Below are 20,174 nucleotides of genomic sequence, written 5' to 3' on the forward strand. Positions count from 1 at the left end.
TCGACACGGACACGCCGGCCGCCGTCGTAATTTACGACGCCGGCTCGCCCACAGTGCCCCGCGATGGTTTCGCCGGGCCTCCCTTCAGCACACCCAAAAACAGACTTTTCAAGGAGTACACAATGACTAAGATGCGCACCGTTGACGCTGCCGTCGCGATCCTGGTGAAGGAAGGCGCCATCGAGGCGTTCGGCCTGCCAGGAGCGGCAATCAACCCGTTCTACTCGGCAATGCGGAAGAATGGCGGCGTCCGCCACACGCTGGCCCGCCACGTTGAAGGCGCCAGCCACATGGCAGACGGCTACTCCCGGGCCAAGGATGGCAACATCGGCATCTGCATCGGCACCTCGGGCCCTGCCGGCACCGACATGATCACCGGCCTGTACGCGGCCTGGGCGGATTCCATCCCCATGCTCTGCATCACCGGCCAGGCACCCGTGGCCAAGCTGCACAAGGAAGACTTCCAGGCCGTGGACATCCAGACCATCGCCGCCCCCGTCACCAAGATGGCCATGACCGTGATGGAACCCGGCCAGGTTCCGGGCGCCTTCCAGAAGGCTTTCCAGCTGATGCGCTCCGGCCGTCCGGGCCCGGTCCTGCTGGACCTGCCGTTCGACGTGCAGATGGCCGAGATCGAATTCGACATCGACGCCTACGAGCCCATCGTTGTCCAGAAGCCCACGGCCAGCCGCAACCAGCTGGAAAAGGCCCTGGACATGCTGACCGCAGCCGAGCGCCCGCTGATCGTGGCCGGTGGCGGCATCATCAACGCCGGCGCCTCCGCGCAGCTGGTGGAACTGGCCGAACTGCTGAATGTTCCGGTCATCCCCACCCTGATGGGCTGGGGCACCATCCCGGACGACCACGTGCTGATGGCCGGCATGGTGGGCCTGCAGACCAGCCACCGCTACGGCAACGAGACCATGCTGGCCTCCGACTTCGTCATCGGCATCGGCAACCGCTGGGCCAACCGCCACACCGGCGGCCTGGACACCTACACGGCCGGCCGCAAGTTCGTGCACATCGACATCGAGCCCACCCAGATCGGCCGCGTGTTCTCGCCGGACCTGGGCATAGCGTCCGACGCCGGTGCGGCGCTGGACGGGCTGATTGAGCTGGCACGCGAGCGCCAGGCAGCGAAGTCCCTGCCGGACTACTCCGGCTGGGTGTTCGAATGCACCGCACGCAAGGGCTCCCTGCAGCGCAAGACGCACTTCGAGAACGTGCCGATCAAGCCGCAGCGTGTGTACGAGGAAATGAACAAAGCCTTCGGCAAGGACACCACCTATGTGTCCACCATCGGCCTGTCGCAGATCGCCGGCGCACAGCTGCTACACGTTTTCGGCCCGCGCCAGTGGATCAACGCCGGCCAGGCAGGCCCCCTGGGCTGGACCGCCCCGGCCGCCCTGGGCGTAGTCCGCGGCAAGCCGGACGAGACCGTTGTTGCCCTGTCCGGTGACTACGACTTCCAGTTCATGATCGAAGAGCTGGCCGTAGGTGCGCAGTTCAACCTGCCGTACATCCACGTGGTGGTGAACAACTCGTACCTGGGACTGATCCGCCAGTCGCAGCGCGGCTTCGAGATGGAACAGAACGTGTCCCTGGCGTTCGAGAACATCAACTCCCCGGAGACCAACGGCTACGGTGTGGACCATGTCAAGGTGGCCGAGGGCCTGGGCTGCAAGGCCATCCGGGTTGAAAACCCGTCCGATCTGCCGGCCGCGTTCGACAAGGCCAAGGCGCTGATGGGCGAATTCAAGGTTCCCGTGGTGGTTGAAGTGATCCTGGAAAAGGTCACCAACATCTCCATGGGCGTGGAAATCAACGCCGTGAACGAGTTCGAGGACCTGGCCGCCCGCGGCGCGGACGCCCCCACTTCGATCATCGCCCTGCTGGACTAGAACAGAACTGAGAGGAGGTACCGGAATGCGCGTGGTCATCGCCCCGGACAAGTTCAAGGGCTCGCTGTCCGCCCCCGACGTCGCCAGCCGCCTGAGCGCGGGACTGCAGTCAGCTGCGACGGACCTTGAGGCCACACTCATTCCGGTGGCCGACGGCGGCGAGGGCACTCTCGACGCCGCCGTCGGCTCCGGCTTCACCCGCCGGACCGCCACCGTCATCGGCCCGACGGGACAGCCGGTCCGGGCCGACTTCGCAGTCCGCGGCCGGGAAGCCGTGATCGAAATGGCCGCGGCTTCCGGTCTCGCACTGCTGCCCTCTGTCATCCACGGCGGCGGCCCGGACTCCGGAACGGCCACCACTGCCACCAGCCTGGGCACCGGAGAACTCATCCGTGCCGCCCTGGACCTGGGCTGCCGGCAGATCATCCTGGGCGTTGGCGGCAGCGCCAACACCGACGGCGGCGCCGGCGTCCTGCAGGGCCTCGGCGCGGTCTTCCTCGACAAAGAGGGCAACGAGCTCCCGGGCGGCGGGGCCGCCCTGGCACGCCTGGACCGGATCGATTTCTCCGGCCTGGACGTCCGGCTGGAGGATGCCCGCTTCACCCTGGCATCCGACGTCGACAATCCCCTGCTGGGGCCCAGCGGCGCCGCCGCGATCTTCGGACCGCAGAAGGGCGCGACCCCGAGTGACGTCGTCGCCCTCGACGCCGCCTTGGCGAACTTCGTCTCGGTCCTCGCCGGCGAGATCGGCATCCGAGCCGAGCGGGCCGCCGTCGCACCCGGCGCGGGCGCGGCCGGGGGCGTCGGCTATATTGCCATCGCGGCGCTGGCCGCGGCACGCAGGCCAGGCATCGACGTCGTGCTCGAATTCACTGAACTGGAGCAGCGGCTGGCCGGCGCGGACCTGGTGATCACCGGCGAAGGCAGCCTGGACGAGCAGAGCCTACTCGGCAAGACGCCCATGGGTGTGGCCCGCGCCGCGGCTCGTGCCGGAATCCCTGTGATTGCCGTCTGCGGCCGCAGTACGCTGAGCCCGGAACAGCTTGCGGAAGCCGGGTTCACGGCGGTTCACGCCCTGACCGATTTTGAGTCCAATGTAGAGAAATGTATGGCCGAAGCAGGCCCCCTGCTTGAAGAATTAGGTAAGCACATCGGAGTGCACCTGCCTAAGAGTGCAGCGCGTACCGACACCAAGGAGAACATCCATGTCTGAAGAAACCACCCCGGCGGCCGGCGCGTTTGACCTGGTCATCCGCGGCCAGCGCATCCTCACCACCGCAGGCATCACCGCCCGTGAAGTAGGCATCCGCGGCGGCGTGATCGTCGCCATCGAGCCGTTCGGCAACGGCCTCACCGGCACGCAGGTCATTGACCTGGCGGACGACGAAACCCTCATCCCCGGCCTCGTGGACACGCACGTCCACGTCAACGAGCCTGGCCGTACCGAGTGGGAGGGCTTCGCCTCCGCCACTCGTGCAGCCGCCGCCGGCGGTGTCACCACCATCATCGACATGCCGCTGAACTCCATCCCGCCCACCACCACGGTGGAAGGCCTCAAGCTCAAGCGCGAGGTGGCCGAGGACCAGGCGTTTGTGGACGTTGGATTCTGGGGCGGCGCCGTACCGGGCAACAAGAAGGACCTCCGCGGCCTGCATGACGAGGGCGTGTTCGGATTCAAGTGCTTCCTGCTGCACTCCGGCGTGGACGAGTTCCCGCACCTCGAAGCGGACGAGATGGAGGAGGACATGGCCGAGCTCAAGTCCTTCGACTCCCTCATGATCGTCCACGCCGAGGACTCCCACGCGATCGACCGCGCCCCGCACCCCGGCGGCGACCACTACGAAACGTTCCTGGCCTCCCGCCCGCGCGGCGCCGAGAACAAGGCAATCGCCGAGGTCATCGAGCGCGCCCGCTGGACCGGCGCCCGCGCCCACATCCTGCACCTCTCGTCGTCGGACGCGTTGCCTATGATCGCGAGTGCAAAGCGCGACGGCGTCCACCTCACCGTGGAGACGTGCCCCCACTACCTCACCCTGATGGCCGAGGAAATCCCCGACGGCGCCACCGCCTACAAGTGCTGCCCGCCGATTCGCGAGGCCTCCAACCGCGAGCTGCTCTGGAAGGGCCTGCAGGACGGCACCATCGACTGCATCGTCTCGGACCACTCCCCCTCCACCCTGGATCTGAAGGACCTGGAGAACGGCGACTTCGCCGTGGCCTGGGGCGGCGTCTCCTCGCTGCAGCTGGGGCTGTCGCTGATCTGGACCGAGGCCCGGCACCGCGGCATCCCCCTGGAGCAGGTGGTTTCCTGGATGGCTGAGAAGCCCGCCGAGCTCGCCCGCCTGCACAACAAGGGGCAGCTGGCCCTCGGCTACGACGCTGACTTCTCCATCTTCGCGCCGGACGACGCGTTCGTTGTGGACGTCACGAAGCTCAAGCACAAGAACCCCATCACGCCCTACGACGGCAAGGCGCTCTCCGGCGTCGTCCGCAAAACGTTCCTTCGCGGCAACGAGATCGACGGCCGCACGCCCAGCGGCAAGCTGATCCGCCGCGGCGGCGTCTGAGGCGCAGCACGATGGCCGTCAACGTCCACGCCCCGTACCCGCGGCCGCGTACCGGCTCCCGGCCGGGCGCCCATCCCGGCGCCTGGCCGGGCCTCCAGCCAGGGCTTCAGCCGCGCGGCCTGGCGGTGTGGCTTCAGCCTTGTGAAGGCCAGGACATCGACCCGGCGGTCTGGGCCCAGGCGGCGAAGGCGGTCCTGGCACGTGCCCGCCGGCTTGCTCCCGAGGCCGAAGTCCACCTGTGGACCGCGGCCGGAACGTCCGGCGTCGAGGATTCGGACGCTTCCGAGGTTTCAGACGTTTCCGACGTTTCCGGCGGCGGCACTGGTGTTTCAGGAACCGCCGTTTCAGAAACGGCGCGCGACGCCGGACCCGGCCCCGCCGCCGTCGACCCGCCAGTCTCCCTGGCCGGGCGGCGGAGCATCCTGGCAGTTGATCTGGCCGCGGACACCGTCCTTCTGGACGGCGCACCGGTCAGCTTCACCCACATGGAATTCAGCCTCCTGAGGTACCTCGTGGAAAACCAGTCGCGGACGATTCAACGTGAAGAACTGCAACGCGTCCTGGAATCCCTGGACTGCCCCGGCGCGGCATTCCGCTCCATCGACGTGTATGTTGGACGCGTCCGGCGCAAGCTGGGCTCGGCCCGCCACGCCATCGCCACGGTGCGCGGGGGCGGCTACCAGTTTGTGCCCGGACCGGGCAGCACGGTCCGCGGACCCGCGGAATACTGCATCTAGACAGTACGTTGCACCCATAGATTTGATCGCCGGCCACGGCGGTTGCCCCACAAGTCAAGGATCGAAACATGACCCAGAAACTCCTCGCCGGAACCCAAGCCCCCGATTTCGCCCTGCTCAACGCCGAAGGACATAAGGTCTCACTCTCGGATTACCGCGGACGCAACGTCATTGTGTACTTCTACCCGGAAGCCGCCACCCCCGGCTGCACCACCGAGGCCTGCGACTTCCGCGACAACCTCGCCAGCTTGCAGTCCTCGGGCTACGAGGTCCTGGGTATCTCCCCGGACGCGCCTGAGAAGCTGGCTGCCTTCACCGGCGACTTCGCCCTGACGTTCCCGCTGCTCTCCGACGAAGACCACGCCGTGGCGCTGGCCTACGGCGCCTGGGGCGAAAAACTCGTGAACGGCGAAGTGGTTGACGGCCTGGTCCGTTCCACCGTGGTGCTCGACGCCGAAGGCAAAGTCACGCTCACCCAGTACCAGATCAAGGCCCAGGGCCACGTCGCAGCGCTCAAGGCAGAGCTCGGCCTCTAAGGACTCACCGGACAGTCAGGTCATGCGGGATTCCGCGGTGATAAAATTCAGCGTCCCCCTGACGTAGCGGACGATCCATCACATCTGCCTTCGGGGGAACACCTTCACCATGCTGCACACCCGCCACCGCGTCGGACACGAGATACTTCCGGCCACCGCCTTCCCGGCAGCCTTCTAGGATGCGCTCGGCTGTTAGTGCCGGTGCGGTTCCGCAGCTCAGATCGGCAGCACGCGTACTGGCCGCGGGCATCCCGCTGGCCGTCACCGCAGGCTTGACCCTGCCACTGCAGGCCCGGATCAACGGCGAGCTGGGGCAACGACTGCAGGATCCGCTGCTGGCAGGGTTGTTCAGCTTCGGCGGTGCCGCCCTGATCATGGCTGCCGCCACACTGGTCCTCCCCAGCGGCCGCGCCGCCTTCGTGAAACTCCTCTCCGGCACCCGTGAGGGCACCATCCCCTGGTACTTCCATGCCGCCGGCGTCATCGGCGCGTACTTTATCTTTGCCCAGACCAGCTTTGTCGCAGGCGTCGGGATCGCCATTTATACGGTGGCTGTGGTGACCGGCCAGACGGTCAGCGGGCTGGCCGTGGACCGCATCGGGCTGGGTCCCGGCGGCAAACGGGCCATTACGGCGCTGCGGGTGCTCGGTGTGCTGCTCACGGTGGGCGCGGTGTTCTGGGCGGTGTCGCCCCGGCTCTCCGGCGTGCCGGATCCCGCGGCAATGCTGGTCCCGCTCGCACTGGTTGTCCTGGCCGGGATCCTGATGACGTTCCAGCACGCGGTAAATGGCAAGATCGCCGCACAGGTTCGGTCGCCGATTCCGGGGACCCTGATTAACTATGTGGTCGGCAGTCTCGGGCTGGCGCTGATCTGGGTGCTGAAACTCGCCCTTACCGAGGGGATACCCACGCTGCCGGCCGAGCCCTGGCTCTACACCGGCGGAGCGCTGGGCTGCATTAACCTGGTCCTGAGCGCCCAGCTGATCCGGCATATCGGCGTGCTGCTGACCGGGCTGAGCATGATCGCCGGTCAGCTGATCGGCGCACTGCTCATGGACTGGCTGCTGCCAGTGGCCGGCAGCGCCATCTATCCGCAAACCGTGTTCGGCACCCTGCTCACACTCGCCGCGATCGTCGTGGCCGCACTGCCCGGATCAGCACTGCGGAAGTTCTGGCAGCCCGGATCCGGGCTGCGCCGATCCCGTCTGCGCCGATCCCGTCAGCGCCGCCTGCCCTAGCGATCCTTGGGCAGATCCCTGCTGCGCCCTCGCCCAAGGCCTGTCCACCGTGAGGCCTTCCAGGGGTTTATTTGTTTCGTCCGCGTGCGGCCACGTGCCAGCGGTCCACGATTTCGCCGCCGCTGATCACGGTGACGTCGTCGACGAGGTTCATGGCAATGCAGACGTGATTGGGGACCACACGCAGCCGGTCTCCGAGAGCGGGCAGCGTTGCCTCCGCTGGCCATACAACGGTGGCGTGGTGTTCTGACAGTGCGGTGATTCGGGCTTCCGGGTGGTCAAGGAGCCGCCCGAAGCCGGTGGTCCAGCCAGGCCGGTCCCCGCCGAGGATTTTACTGCCTGAGTCCAGGATGACCCTTCGCGGTATGAGGTCGGTGCCTTCATGGCGGCTGACGACTGTTGCCGCGACGGTCAGTGCGATGTCTTCGACCGCACAGCGTTCCAGTTCCAGCTGTTGGGCGTCCCCGAAAACGTACACGCCGGGCCGGACTTCCGTGGCTCCGGAGTTGCCGGCGGTGAGGGTGGCGGTGGGTGTGGAGCCGCCGCTGCGGTGGGTGATGGGGAAACCTCCCGCGGTGAGCAAATCGGCGGCTTTGCCGAGGGCCAACCGTTCCTCGTCCGCAGCCTTCAGCGGCATGCCGGGGGCATAGCTGTGCCCTGGGAACGTGAAAATGCCCGTGACGCGCAGCCCACCCCGCGCTGCGGCCTGGGCGACGCCGACGACGGCGTCGGGTGCGATCCCGCTGCGGTGATGGCCGCTGTCGATCTCCAGCACCACTTCAATCTCCCCGACGGCATCGCCGAGCGACGCGGCCATGGTTTCGGCTGCTTCCCGTGAGTCCACGCCTACCGCGATCCTGGCTTTTGCTGCAAGGCGCTGGAGCCGTTCAGCCTGTCGGGGACCTATCCAGAGCGGATACGCGATGAAGATGTCTTTGGCCCCGTGCTCTGCAAAGACTTCGGCCTCTCCGAGGGTGGCCACAGTCAGTCCTACGGCTCCGGCTGCCAGCTGCATTTCAGCGATTTCGGGCACTTTGTGCGTCTTGACGTGTGGCCGGAGGTGCAGGCCCTTGGCCCGGACGGCCGTTGCCATGCGGTCGATATTTCGCTGGAGCACGTGCCGGTCGATGATGATCTCGGGTGTGTCGATTTCCGCTGGGATGGTCATCTTTACACTCTACGTGGAATGAGTCATCGCATACTCTATGTATACAACACGTAGTTCCACGAACCGCTCGTTGGCTGGCAGAAGACGAACGGCGACGCCGAGCGCGGAATTTGGGAACAGATACTCGCTGCGGACCCGACTAGGGCCCAGTACTCCTGAGCGTGTCCCCAGGGGCAATCTAGGTGTGATTGAGTTTGGCTTATGGGTTTCGAGCTGAGCAGCGAGCTCCTTGATGCGTGGACGCTGGTTGAAGAAGATGCATTCCTTTTCTCGAGAAAGTCTGGGGTGACCCGAGCCGGGTTCGCTGTACTCCTGAAGTTTTTCCAGCAGCATGCGAGGTTTCCATCCGGGCCGTCTGAGCTTCCTGCAGGTGCTTTGGACTATGTTGCCTTGCAGGTTTCGGTGCCGGTTGATGATCTTGCCTCGTACTGGGGCGGCCGCTCGGTAAAGTATCACCGCGCCGAGATCCGGTCGCTTTTTGGATTCCGTGAGTTTACTCGGGCGGATGAGCCTGTTTTTTCTCAGTGGCTCGCCCTTCGAGTGTGCCCATCTGAAGTACGGGATCCGGCCATTGCCGAGGCGCTACTGGCGAGGTGCCGTCAAGAGAAGATCGAACCTCCTGGTCGTACGGGCCGAATTGTTGGCGCTGCTCGGGCACTGTTTGAGCAGCGTCTATGTTCCACGGTGGTTGAAGTGTTGGGGCCGGGCGGGGCGGCCCGGCTAGAAGCCCTCATTTCCGATGCTTCGCCGGGCTCGCTGCTGGGTGCGTTGAAGTCCGATCCGGGGCCGGCCGGGCTTGAGTCGCTCCTTTCTGAAGTGGAGAAACTTGCTGCAACCCAGGCTTTGGACCTGCCAGATGCGCTGTTTGACGGTATCTCGGAGAAGGTCGTGAGCGCGTGGAGGGCACGGGCTTCCCGGATGTATCCATCAGATTTATGGGAAGCGCCGCGACCGGTGCGTCTGACGTTGTTGGCTGCGTTGTGTCATCAGCGCACAGCGGAGATCGCTGACAGCCTGGTTGATCTGTTGCTCGTCTTGGTGCTGAAGATCAACACCAGCGCCGTGAGGAAGGTTGAAAAGGAACTCACTGCGGACTTGCAGATGGTCCGCGGTAAGACGGCGCTGCTCTTCCGTCTGGCCGAGACTGCTGTGGGGAATCCGGATGAAACGGTCAGGAACGCGGTTTTCCCGGTGGTGAGCGAGAAGACACTCCAGCAGCTTGTGAGAGAAGCCAAAGCGAACGAAACGGCATTCCAAGGCAAGGTCCGGGTGGTCCTGCGAGGTTCGTATTCAAACTACTACCGACGGATGCTGCCGGGGTTGCTGTCGGTACTGCGGTTCCGGTGCAACAACACGGCGTTTAGGCCGGTGATGGACGCGATCGATCTCTTGAATAAGTACGCGATCGCAGGAAGCAAGGCACAGTACTTCAGCCCGGAGGACGGTGTTCCCATTGCTGGGGTAGTTCCGAGGAACTGGGTCACGGCAGTCCAGGACGAGAAGGGCAGGGTGGAACGGATTCCGTACGAGCTGTGCGTACTCGTTGCTCTACGGGACGCGCTGCGCCGGCGTGAGGTATTCGTCGATGGTGCCGGTAAATGGCGGGACCCTGAGGACGATCTGCCCCCGGACTTCGATGCTTCCCGTGAGCTCCACTATGAATCCCTGCGCAAGCCTTTGGACCCGGGCCACTTCATCGCAGACCTGCAAACCAGAATGGCCCAGTCGTTGCAAACCCTGGACCGTGCTCTCCTGACGGATGCCGCCGGAGGGGTCAGCATTACCCAGCGAAAGGGTGCTGCCTGGATAAAGGTACCCAAGCTGGAAAAACTCGTTGAGCCCGCCAACCTGGGCCGGCTCAAAGACGAGGTACTGGCCCGGTGGGGAACCCTGGACCTTCTCGAAGTGCTCAAGGAAGCTGACTTCCTGGCCGGTTTCACGCCGGGGTTCACCTCGATCGCGTCCAGGGAAGTCCTTGGCAAGGACGCGCTGCGCCGTCGTCTGCTGCTGTGCCTGTTCGGGCTGGGCACGAACATGGGCATCAAGGCAATCGCTGATGCCGGTGGTCACTCCGAGACCGAGCGCGAATTGCGGCACGTGCGCAGAACCTACATCACGAAGGACAACCTGCGCCAGGCCATCGTGAATGTCGTCAACGCGACCTTTGAGGCCAGAAATCCTCAGTGGTGGGGCGAGGGAAACGCCTGCGCCTCGGACTCGAAGAAGTTCGGCTCCTGGGAATCTAATCTCATGACTGAATGGCATAACCGCTACGGCGGGCCCGGTGTGATGATCTACTGGCACGTGGAGAAGAAATCGACGTGTATCTACTCGCAGCTGAAGAACTGTTCCTCCTCTGAAGTCGCTGCCATGATCGAAGGCGTCCTTCGCCACGATACCGAGGCCGAGATCGAGGCGAACTACGTCGATACCCATGGCGCTTCGATCGTGGGATTCGCGTTCACCGAGCTCCTGGGGTTCAAGCTCTTGCCCCGGTTGAAGAACATCGGCTCCATCCGTCTCTACCGGGCAGAGAGCGAGAGCATCTATTCGGAGATTACCCCGGTCCTGAGCCGGGCCATCAACTGGGACATCATTGCCCAGCAGTACGACCAGATGGTCAAGTACGCCACGGCATTGCGCCTGGGCACTGCCGAATCAGAGACAATCCTGCGCCGCTTTACCCGCGGCGGGCCAAAGCACCCCACCTACCAGGCCCTCGAGGAACTCGGCCGCGCTGTCCGGACCATCTTTGCCGCCGATTACCTTGTCAGCGAGAGTCTGCGCCGGGAAATCAACTCGGGCCTGCAGGTTGTGGAGAACTGGAACAGCGGCAATGACGTCGTGTTCTACGGCAAGAACCGTGATCTGACCGGCGCCGACCGGGAAACCACCGAAGTCTCCATGCTTGCGCTGCACCTGCTGCAATCATCTCTGGTGTTGGTCAACACCCTGCTGTTGCAAACCATCCTGGAAGAGAAGGAATTCAGCGAGCTGCTTGGACCCGAAGACCGCCGCGGCCTCACCCCACTCTTCTGGACCCACATCAACCCCTACGGAACCTTCAAACTCGACATGAACACCAGCCTTGACCTTGGCTCCTACGCGTCGGAGCCACGACGGGCCAGCTCTCCGTAGCGCTCAGCTCTGAACGTGCTTTGCAGGGCCTGCACAAAGCCGAAAGGGCGGTTTGAGGGGCACCGCGGGTTCAGTGGTTTCCTACACGGCAACCGTTCACACCGGTCCCTTGTATTCCGTGGGTCGGCGGGGACTTCAAACGGTGCCTTACGAACGATCGTTGCGGTCGTGCATGTCGGCGTGACGGATACGTTCCTGCATAAGGCTCCTTCGTTGGAAACTTCCGCGTCAACTTTACGTCCTTGGCGGGACTGTGACGGACCAAGGCCGGGGGCAAGGCCTTCGGTGCACGGTCAGCGGTGCACTATCCCCGGCGGGGGCCCGCGGCCGGCGGCCATCAATACTGCCGGTCAGTGCTGCGGCAAGTTGCTGGAGCATTGTGGGCTGGGATTTTGCCGATTTCGATGACGTGCTACCGGCCCGGCCGGGGACGTCCCTACGACGGCGCCCAAACCACCGGACGTTAACCCTGCCGCTTTGGGCAGGGTGACTTAGGTTCGTCCGGCTGATGGTGTTCGGCAGGCGTCAGCGCCCAAACACGTTTCTTATCAATATGTGAAGAAGTGCATTTCTTTCCTCGGTTTACCTCTAGAAAGCCGCCTGAATCTGAAGAAGAGTTGTTCTTACGGAAAAGTTACACCGCACCGGTCCAGCCGGTCGCTTCCTGCAAAGGCGCAGGGAACGGCCGGCCAGGACAACACGGAGCGCAAACAAGGAGACAACGATGACTGCAGCATTTGAGCCCACCGGGCAGACGCCCGAAGAGCAGGCCGCCGCCCTGGAGCTCGAGTGGGCTTCCAGCCCGCGCTGGGAAGGTGTGACCCGTGACTACAAGGCCTCGGACGTGGTCAAGCTCCGCGGCCGCGTCTCCGAAGAGCACACGCTGGCCCGCCGCGGTTCCGAGAAGCTCTGGAAGCAGCTCACCGAAGAGCACAAGACCGGCGGGTACACCAACGCCCTGGGTGCCCTGACCGGCAACCAGGCCGTGCAGCAGGTCAAGGCCGGCCTGCGCGCCATCTACCTCTCCGGCTGGCAGGTTGCCGCCGACGCCAACAACTCCGGCCACACCTACCCGGACCAGTCGCTGTACCCGGCCAACTCGGTCCCCACCGTGGTGCGCCGCATCAACAACGCACTCCTCCGCGCCGACCAGATCGAATTCTCCGAGGGCGTCCAGACGGTTGAGGACTGGATGGTGCCGATCATTGCCGACGCCGAGGCCGGCTTCGGCGGCCCGCTGAACGCCTACGAGCTCATGAAATCCATGATCCAGGCCGGCGCGTCAGGTGTGCACTGGGAAGACCAGCTCGCCTCCGAAAAGAAGTGCGGTCACCTCGGCGGCAAGGTGCTGATCCCCACCCAGCAACACGTCCGCACCTTGAACGCCGCCCGCCTGGCGGCCGACGTCGCCGGTACCCCGTCGGTGGTCATCGCCCGCACCGACGCCGAGGCAGCCACCCTGATCACCTCCGACGTCGATCCCCGCGACAAGGAATTCGTCACCGGCGAACGCACCCCGGAAGGCTTCTACAAGGTCCGCAACGGCATCGAGCCCTGCATCGCCCGCGCCAAGGCCTACGCCCCGTACTCTGACCTCATCTGGATGGAGACGGGCACCCCGGACCTGGAGCTGGCACGCAAGTTCGCCGAGGCCGTCAAGGCTGACTTCCCGGACCAGATGCTCTCCTACAACTGCTCGCCGTCGTTCAACTGGCGCAAGCACCTGGACGACACCACCATCGCGAAGTTCCAGCGTGAACTCGGCGCCATGGGCTTCACGTTCCAGTTCATCACCCTGGCCGGCTTCCACGCCCTGAACTACTCGATGTTCGATCTCGCCCACGGTTACGCCCGTGAAGGCATGAGCGCCTACGTCGAGCTGCAGGAGAAGGAATTCGCCTCCGAGTCCCGCGGCTACACCGCGACCAAGCACCAGCGCGAAGTCGGCACCGGCTACTTCGACGACATTGCAACCGCGCTCAACCCGAACGCATCAACCCTGGCACTGGTGGGATCCACCGAAGAAGGCCAGTTCCACTAAGCCCGTACGGGCAGGATGCCGGTGCCAACTTTATCGCCGCGCAAGGCACCACTGCCTCCGCTCTGTGCCGCCAGCCAAGGTAACCTCCCGAACGAGGCCTCTGGCCGGAGGGCATACCCAACTTTTTTCAAGGAACAGCTCCCATGAACAGCTTCACTGACAACTTCACGATCAACGGGGTCATGCTGACGGCCCGGCCGGTGCACCGGCAGGACGAGGTTCTTACTCCGGACGCGCTGGAGTTTGTCGCCAAGCTGCACCGGGCAACTGCTGAGCGTCGGCAGGAACTGCTGCAGGCCCGCAGGGCCCGGCGGGCTGAGATCGCCGGCGGCCAGGATCCCCGGTTCCTGCCGGAGACCGAGGACATCCGCAACGACCCGTCGTGGCGCGTCGCTCCGCCGGCCCCGGGTCTGGAGGACCGCCGGGTGGAGATCACCGGACCGGTGGACAAGAAGATGACCATCAACGCGCTGAACTCCGGTGCGAAGGTCTGGCTTGCGGACATGGAGGACTCCTCCACGCCGTCGTGGCGGAACGTCATCAAGGGCCAGCTGAACCTGACCGACGCGCTGGAACGCCGGATCGATTTCACCTCCCCGGAGGGCAAGGAGTACAAGCTCCGCGCCGCCGGCGAGCTGCCCACCATCGTGGTGCGCCCCCGAGGCTGGCACCTGCCCGAGAAGCACATGCTGATTGACGGCACGCCGATCGCCGGCGGGATCGTGGACTTCGGCCTGTTCTTCTTCCACAACGCCCGCCGCCTGATCGCCCAGGGCAAGGGCCCGTACTTCTACCTGCCCAAGATCGAGAACCACCTCGAGGCACGCCTCTGGAACGACATCTTCGTGCTCGCCCAGGACCTGCTGGGCATCCCGCAGGGCACCATCCGCGCCACCGTCTTGATCGAGACCATCACCGCGGCGTTCGAAATGGAGGAAATCCTCTACGAACTGCGCGACCACGCCGCGGGCCTGAACGCCGGCCGCTGGGACTACATCTTCTCCCTGATCAAGAACTTCCGTACCCGCGGCCCCCGGTTCGTCCTGCCGGACCGTGCCCAGGTGACCATGACCCAACCCTTCATGCGCGCCTACACCGAACAGCTGGTCCGCGCCTGCCACAAACGCGGCGCGATGGCCATCGGCGGCATGGCCGCCGCCGTCCCCAACCGCAAGGACGCCGAAGCCAACGCGATCGCCATTGAAAAGGTCCGGGCGGATAAGACCCGCGAAGCCGGCGACGGTTTTGACGGCTCCTGGGTGGCCCACCCGGACCTGGTTCCGGTATGCCGCGAGGTGTTCGATTCCGTCCTCGGCGGCCGCCCGAACCAGCTGGACCGGCTCCGCGAGGATGTGACCCCGGACGACCGCGCCTTGCTCGACATCGCTCCCACCACCGGAACCATCACCGAACAGGGCATCCGGAACAACATCGAAGTGGGCATCCGCTACATCGAGTCCTGGCTGCGCGGGAACGGCGCCGTGGCCATCCACAACCTGATGGAGGACGCCGCCACCGCGGAGATCTCCCGCTCGCAACTGTGGCAGTGGATCTTCTCCCACGCCATCACGGACCAGGGTGACGTCGTCACCCGCGAGTGGGTGGAGGACATGCTCGACGAGGAGTTCGCGAAACTGGAACGCTTCGACGGGGACCGCTTCGCCGACTCCCGCGACATCTTCGAAGAAGTCACAATGAGCCGGGAGTTCCCGGACTTCCTGACCCTCCCTGCCTACGACCGGTTCCTGCACGAGGCCATCGACCCGGGCGTCACCGAACCCGTGGCCGGCTGACGGCCTCGGACAGCGATGCGGTCAGAACTCCCGCATTCCGCCGCAACAGGAAGCCCGACCGCCGGGCGCGGGGGAACCTGACCGCACGTGGTACCGGCAGGGTGTCCCGGGGTCGCCCGGGACACCCTGCTGCACGCCGGACAGCATCGCAGGCCAAGGCGCCGACCAAGCCGCCGGCCGCCGGGCCGATCGTCCCGGAGAGGGCGCCATCCGGCCCCGGACGGGACCGGGCGCCACAACCACCAGCCACAGGATTAACACGGCCTGAACCCTCCACCAGGAAAGGCTCCACGAATGAAGAGAATGCTGATTATCGGCCCTCCAGGCTCCGGCAAGGGAACCCAGGCGGAGAAAATTTCCGCGCGCCTGGGGGTGGTACCGATTTCCACCGGGGATATTTTTCGTGCCAACGTCCGGGACCGGACGCCGCTGGGTATCGACGCGGCCGCCTATCTGGATAACGGTGATTTTGTCCCTGATGAGATCACCAACGCCATGGTGCGCGCGCGTCTGGGGCAAGAAGATGCACGGGAGGGCTTCCTGTTGGACGGCTACCCCCGTACCGGCGCCCAGGTTGAAGAACTGGATGACATTCTTGCCGGCCAAGGGCAGGAACTGGACCTGGTTCTCCAACTCAGCGCCGGGGACGAGGAGCTCGTGGGCCGCCTGCTGGGCCGGGCAAAAGAAGCCGGACGCAGCGATGACACCGAAAAAGTCATCCGCCACCGGCTGGCGCTCTATCACGGGCAGACCGAGGCCGTTCTGGCCCGCTACGCCGAACGCGGCCTCCTGGTCAGCGTTGACGGCTTCGGTGCTCTGGGTGTGGTGACCGACCGGGTAATGCGTGCCATCACTGTCACCAGCGGGCGGCGTTAGCCGCACACGAGACCCACTGGCGCACGTTCCCCTGCCGGGAGCGGGCCAGGACCATACCCGTCTTCTCCGGAGGCCTGAGAAGAATCGACAGCGCAGATCCGGGATGTGGTTGCCGTATCGTTGTTGTCCGATCACTGTGACAGGGCACGTGAAGCCTGGCCCGGTGCCAGGGATGCACATAAATTCTTGAACGTAAACGAAGGGGTTTACACATGTCCGATAACCATGGCGAAGGCCCAGCAGTCCTTGCGGATTCATCCGGGCGCGGGGACGCGTTGGAGAACTTGCTGCACGAAAACCGCCGGTTCGTCCCCAGTGAGGAGTTCGTCTCCGGCGCCGTCGCCGGGGCCGGCCTCTATGGGGAAGCGGAGAAGGACCGGCTCGGTTTCTGGGCCCGCCAGGCCCGGGACCTGCTGAGCTGGGACCGGGACTTCACACAGACCCTGGACTGGACCAACCCGCCGTTTGCCCAGTGGTTTGTGGGCGGGGAGATCAACGCCGCCTACAACGCACTGGACCGGCACGTCAAAAACGGTCTCGGGGACCGGGTGGCCATCTACTTTGAGGGCGAACCCGGCGATACCCGCACCTACACGTATGCCCGGCTGACGGAGGAGGTCAAGAAGGCCGCCAACGCCTTCGAAACGCTCGGGGTGACCAAGGGCGACCGGGTGGCCGTCTACCTGCCCATGATTCCCGAGGCGGTCATCACGATGCTGGCCTGCGCCCGTATCGGGGCGGTCCACTCCGTGGTATTCGGCGGGTTTTCCGCCGATGCCCTGCGCAACCGGGTTGACGACGCGCAAGCCAAGCTGGTTGTCACCTCTGACGGCACCTATCGCCGCGGCAAGCCCAGCGCCCTGAAGCCGGCCGTCGATGAGGCACTGAGGACCGAAGGGCACACGGTCGGTCACGTCATCGTCGTCCGGCGCAACGGGGAACCGGTGGCCTGGACGGAGGGCCGGGACCTCTGGTGGGAGGACACCGTCGGTACGGCGTCACCGGAGCACGCCCCCGTCGGCCATGATTCCGAGCACCCGCTGTTCATCCTGTATACCTCCGGGACCACGGGCAAGCCCAAGGGCATCCTGCACACCACCGGCGGATACCTGACCCAGTGTGCGTACACGCACCGGACCGTGTTCGACCTGAAACCGGAGACAGACGTCTACTGGTGTACCGCGGACATCGGCTGGGTGACCGGGCACAGCTACGTCACCTACGGCCCGCTGGTCAACGGCGCGAGCATGCTCATGTATGAAGGAACGCCGGACAGCCCGCACCAGGGCCGCTGGTGGGAACTGGTGGAAAAATACAAGGTCTCCATCCTGTACACCGCACCGACGGCGATCCGGACCTTCATGAAATGGGGCCGGGACATCCCGGCCAGGTATGACCTTTCCTCGCTGCGGGTCCTGGGCTCGGTGGGCGAACCGATCAACCCCGAAGCCTGGATGTGGTACCGGGAGGTCACCGGCGGCAACGGCGGCAAAAAGACGCACCCGGCACCCATCGTCGATACCTGGTGGCAGACCGAGACCGGGGCCATCATGATCGCCCCGCTCCCCGGGGTCACCGCCACCAAACCCGGTTCCGCGCAGACCCCGCTGCCGGGCATCGTCGCGGACGTGGTCGATGAAGCGGGGGAATCCGTGCCCAACGGCCACGGCGGCTACCTGGTCATCCGCGAACCGTGGCCCTCGATGCTGCGCGGTATCTGGGGCGATCCGGACCGGTATAAAGACACCTACTGGTCCCGGTTTAAGGACATGTATTTCGCCGGCGACGGGGCCAAAAAAGATGAGGACGGGGACATCTGGCTCCTCGGCCGGGTCGATGACGTCATGAACGTTTCCGGACACCGGCTCTCCACCACCGAGATCGAGTCAGCCCTGGTGTCCCACCCGTCCGTAGCCGAAGCCGCCGTGGTCGGCGCCGCGGACGAAACCACCGGACAGTCCATAGTCGCTTTCGTGATCCTCCGCGGCGCCGCCGCGGAGGATCACGATATCGTGCGGACCCTGCGCGAGCATGTCGGCAAAGAAATCGGCCCCATCGCCAAACCCAAAACCATCCTGGTGGTGCCCGAGCTCCCCAAGACCCGCTCGGGAAAGATCATGCGCCGCTTACTGCAGGACCTTGCCGAAGGCCGCGAAGCCGGCGACTCATCCACGCTGGCCGACGCCGGCATCATGGGGACCATCACCGAGTCACTCAAAAAAGGAGTTCAACGATGAACAACACAGCAACCGCAGAACCCGGCCCCGCAGCCCACCGGACTTTGGCCCCCGCAGACCCCACCGCACACCCGGTACCGGCCGCTACCGGGGCCGCGGTCTTCGCTGACCCGGCCGCCCTGGGCCTGGGCGCATTCGCGCTGACAACTTTTGTCCTCAGCACGATCAATGCCGGTCTGTTGCCGGCCACGGTGGAGCCCGTCGTTCTCGGCCTGGCCCTGTTTTACGGCGGCATCGCCCAATTCAGTGCGGGCATCTGGGAATTCGCCAAAGGCAACACCTTCGGCGCGACGGCCTTCTGCTCCTACGGCGCGTTCTGGATGGCGTTCTGGTTTCTCGTCCGCTTCACCGACCTCTCCGCTGCAGGAAAGGACGCCGGCAAAGGAGTCGGCGTGTTCCTCCTGGCCTGGGGGATCTTCACCCTCTACATGACTGTCGCCGCACGCCGGACAAACCGGGCCGTCTTCCTGGTCTTCATCGCCCTGACTCCCACGTTCTTCGCCCTCGCCATCGGCGCCTACACCGGCGCCGTCACCATCACCAGAATAGGCGGCTGGCTGGGACTCCTGACAGCCCTCCTGGCCTGGTACGCGTCCTTCGCCGTCGTAACCAACTCCACCCACCAACGCACCGTCCTGCCCATCAACCCGCGCTGACCCGTACCCCCACGCATATCCCCGGCGGGCCAGTCACGGTGAGCGCCGCCGGACAGACGGGAACTAATTTTCCGGGGACGGCCGCCGGGCGTTGCGGTGGCGTAGCCGCTGGTGTGGCACGTATTCGGTCGTCCTGAGCGGTGGCAGGCCGCCAAGGGACAAGTGGGGCATGAGTCAGGTGGTTGCTGCCGGGATGAACCGGTGTCTCCGTGCCAAACCCGGGATCAGCCCGGGCTTTCTTCGATAGATTTCCTGAAGCGGCCGAGATCCCGCTGAAACCTGACACGGTAGCGGGCAGCGGCCCTCCCGGTAAACGGTGTGGCCAGTGCCGCAAAGAAAGTTCGGGTAGCGGGGAAACGAGAGGGACGTTTTGGGATGGCGGGCATCGCTCTGACGATTGATTGTGATGACGGCTATGTCCTGCGGGGGCACCTCTGGGAGCCCCCGGAACAGGAGAGAGCAGGTGCGGTTGTTCTCATCGCCGGTGCCACCGGGGTCAAAGCCACCTACTATCACCGCTACGCCGCCTTTCTGGCAGAGAACGGTTTCACCGTAATCACCTTTGACTACCGCGGTATCGGCCAGTCCAGGGATTCCACCCTAAAGAACCTGCAGGCCAGCTGGTATGACTGGGCACTGAAAGACCTGGATGCGGTCCTCGGATGGGCTCTGCGCAACTGCACCGGAATGGAGCTGAACGTCGTGGGCCACAGCTTCGGAGGTTTTGGTGTCGGACTGGCGAGCAACGCACGATGGATTAACCGGCTGCTGACGGTGGGCGCCCAGCACGCCTACTGGCGGGACTACCGGCGGGGACACCGCCTCCGGCTCTGCTGGCGCTGGCACACCCTGATGCCGGTTCTGACCTGGTGGAACGGCTACTTCCCCGGCAGGAAACTGGGCTGGCTCGAGGATCTACCCAAAGGCGTGGCCATGGACTGGGCACGGGGTCCCAAAGACTTCACCACCGGGCGGACCGGCCGGATCCGGCAGGAGCTGCGGGCACATCAGGCCTCACTGACTGCTCGCACCCTTGCAGTGGCGGCCACGGATGATCCTTTCGCCACAGAGGCCGCCGTCGCCCGCACCCTGGCCTATTACCCCAACAGCCCCGCCCTCACGGTGCAGCTGAAACCCCAAGACTTCGACCGAACAGAAATCGGACACTTCGCCCTTTTCCACAGCAGCTTCCGCCACACCTTCTGGCCCGGTACCATCCAATGGCTGCGCCACGGAGCAAACCCATGGGCCAACCCCGCCAGGCCGACCGATTCCAAGCCGTAAAC

The 20,174-nt window shown here is 65.0% G+C and carries 14 protein-coding genes; 13 read left to right on the forward strand and 1 reads right to left on the reverse strand.

What is annotated here, in order from left to right; genetic code table 11:
- The first annotated feature begins 122 nt into the window (after nt 1–122).
- The 6 genes from gcl (at nt 123) to NG697_RS19130 (ending at nt 6,979) form a co-directional block, all read left to right on the forward strand.
- The gene (gcl, locus tag NG697_RS19105) at nt 123–1,901 is read left to right on the forward strand and encodes a glyoxylate carboligase (protein WP_252614954.1); all 1,779 of its coding nucleotides are present in this window, start codon (nt 123–125) and stop codon (nt 1,899–1,901) included.
- 25 nt (nt 1,902–1,926) lie between these two features.
- Entirely contained in the window at nt 1,927–3,114 is a 1,188-nt protein-coding gene (locus NG697_RS19110; RefSeq protein WP_252614955.1) for a glycerate kinase, read from the forward strand.
- On the forward strand, nt 3,107–4,468 hold the full coding sequence (gene allB, locus NG697_RS19115; protein ID WP_252603548.1) for an allantoinase AllB: 1,362 nt from the start codon (nt 3,107–3,109) through the stop codon (nt 4,466–4,468). The genes NG697_RS19110 and allB overlap by 8 nt, the downstream gene beginning before the upstream one ends.
- Nucleotides 4,469–4,479: 11 nt before the next feature.
- A complete protein-coding gene (locus NG697_RS19120) occupies nt 4,480–5,205 on the forward strand; it encodes a winged helix-turn-helix domain-containing protein (protein ID WP_252603550.1) in 726 nt (241 codons plus the stop codon).
- Between the two features lie 68 nt (nt 5,206–5,273).
- A complete protein-coding gene (bcp, locus tag NG697_RS19125; RefSeq protein WP_252603553.1) occupies nt 5,274–5,741 on the forward strand; it encodes a thioredoxin-dependent thiol peroxidase in 468 nt (155 codons plus the stop codon).
- 179 nt (nt 5,742–5,920) lie between these two features.
- Nucleotides 5,921–6,979 (forward strand): DMT family transporter, encoded by a 1,059-nt coding sequence (locus tag NG697_RS19130; RefSeq protein WP_252614956.1) that lies wholly within the window; start codon nt 5,921–5,923, stop codon nt 6,977–6,979.
- Nucleotides 6,980–7,046: 67 nt separating this feature from the next.
- On the opposite strand, the gene NG697_RS19135 is transcribed toward NG697_RS19130, so the two are convergent.
- Nucleotides 7,047–8,147, reverse strand: coding sequence for a D-TA family PLP-dependent enzyme (locus tag NG697_RS19135; RefSeq protein ID WP_252614957.1), 1,101 nt, complete (start codon nt 8,145–8,147; stop codon nt 7,047–7,049).
- Nucleotides 8,148–8,348: 201 nt separating this feature from the next.
- Here NG697_RS19135 and NG697_RS19140 point away from each other — a divergent pair, with 201 nt between their 5' ends.
- From NG697_RS19140 to NG697_RS19170, 7 genes are all read left to right on the forward strand, one after another.
- The gene (locus NG697_RS19140; protein WP_252614958.1) at nt 8,349–11,285 is read left to right on the forward strand and encodes a Tn3 family transposase; all 2,937 of its coding nucleotides are present in this window, start codon (nt 8,349–8,351) and stop codon (nt 11,283–11,285) included.
- Nucleotides 11,286–12,009: 724 nt separating this feature from the next.
- Nucleotides 12,010–13,326 (forward strand): isocitrate lyase, encoded by a 1,317-nt coding sequence (gene aceA, locus NG697_RS19145; RefSeq protein WP_252614959.1) that lies wholly within the window; start codon nt 12,010–12,012, stop codon nt 13,324–13,326.
- Nucleotides 13,327–13,469: 143 nt separating this feature from the next.
- Nucleotides 13,470–15,119, forward strand: a complete 1,650-nt coding sequence (aceB, locus tag NG697_RS19150) for a malate synthase A (RefSeq protein WP_252614960.1) — start codon at nt 13,470–13,472, stop codon at nt 15,117–15,119.
- A gap of 303 nt (nt 15,120–15,422) precedes the next feature.
- Complete coding sequence (locus NG697_RS19155; RefSeq protein WP_252603907.1) at nt 15,423–15,995, forward strand: adenylate kinase; 573 nt, start codon at nt 15,423–15,425, stop codon at nt 15,993–15,995.
- Between the two features lie 212 nt (nt 15,996–16,207).
- Complete coding sequence (gene acs, locus NG697_RS19160) at nt 16,208–18,232, forward strand: acetate--CoA ligase (protein ID WP_252603899.1); 2,025 nt, start codon at nt 16,208–16,210, stop codon at nt 18,230–18,232.
- The gene (locus NG697_RS19165) at nt 18,229–18,888 is read left to right on the forward strand and encodes an acetate uptake transporter (protein WP_252603901.1); all 660 of its coding nucleotides are present in this window, start codon (nt 18,229–18,231) and stop codon (nt 18,886–18,888) included. The genes acs and NG697_RS19165 overlap by 4 nt, the downstream gene beginning before the upstream one ends.
- Before the next feature lie 375 nt (nt 18,889–19,263).
- Nucleotides 19,264–20,172, forward strand: a complete 909-nt coding sequence (locus tag NG697_RS19170; RefSeq protein ID WP_252603903.1) for an alpha/beta hydrolase family protein — start codon at nt 19,264–19,266, stop codon at nt 20,170–20,172.
- Nucleotides 20,173–20,174: the final 2 nt, after the last annotated feature.

Source organism: Pseudarthrobacter raffinosi (genome assembly GCF_023913835.1).
GTDB lineage: Bacteria > Actinomycetota > Actinomycetes > Actinomycetales > Micrococcaceae > Arthrobacter > Arthrobacter raffinosi.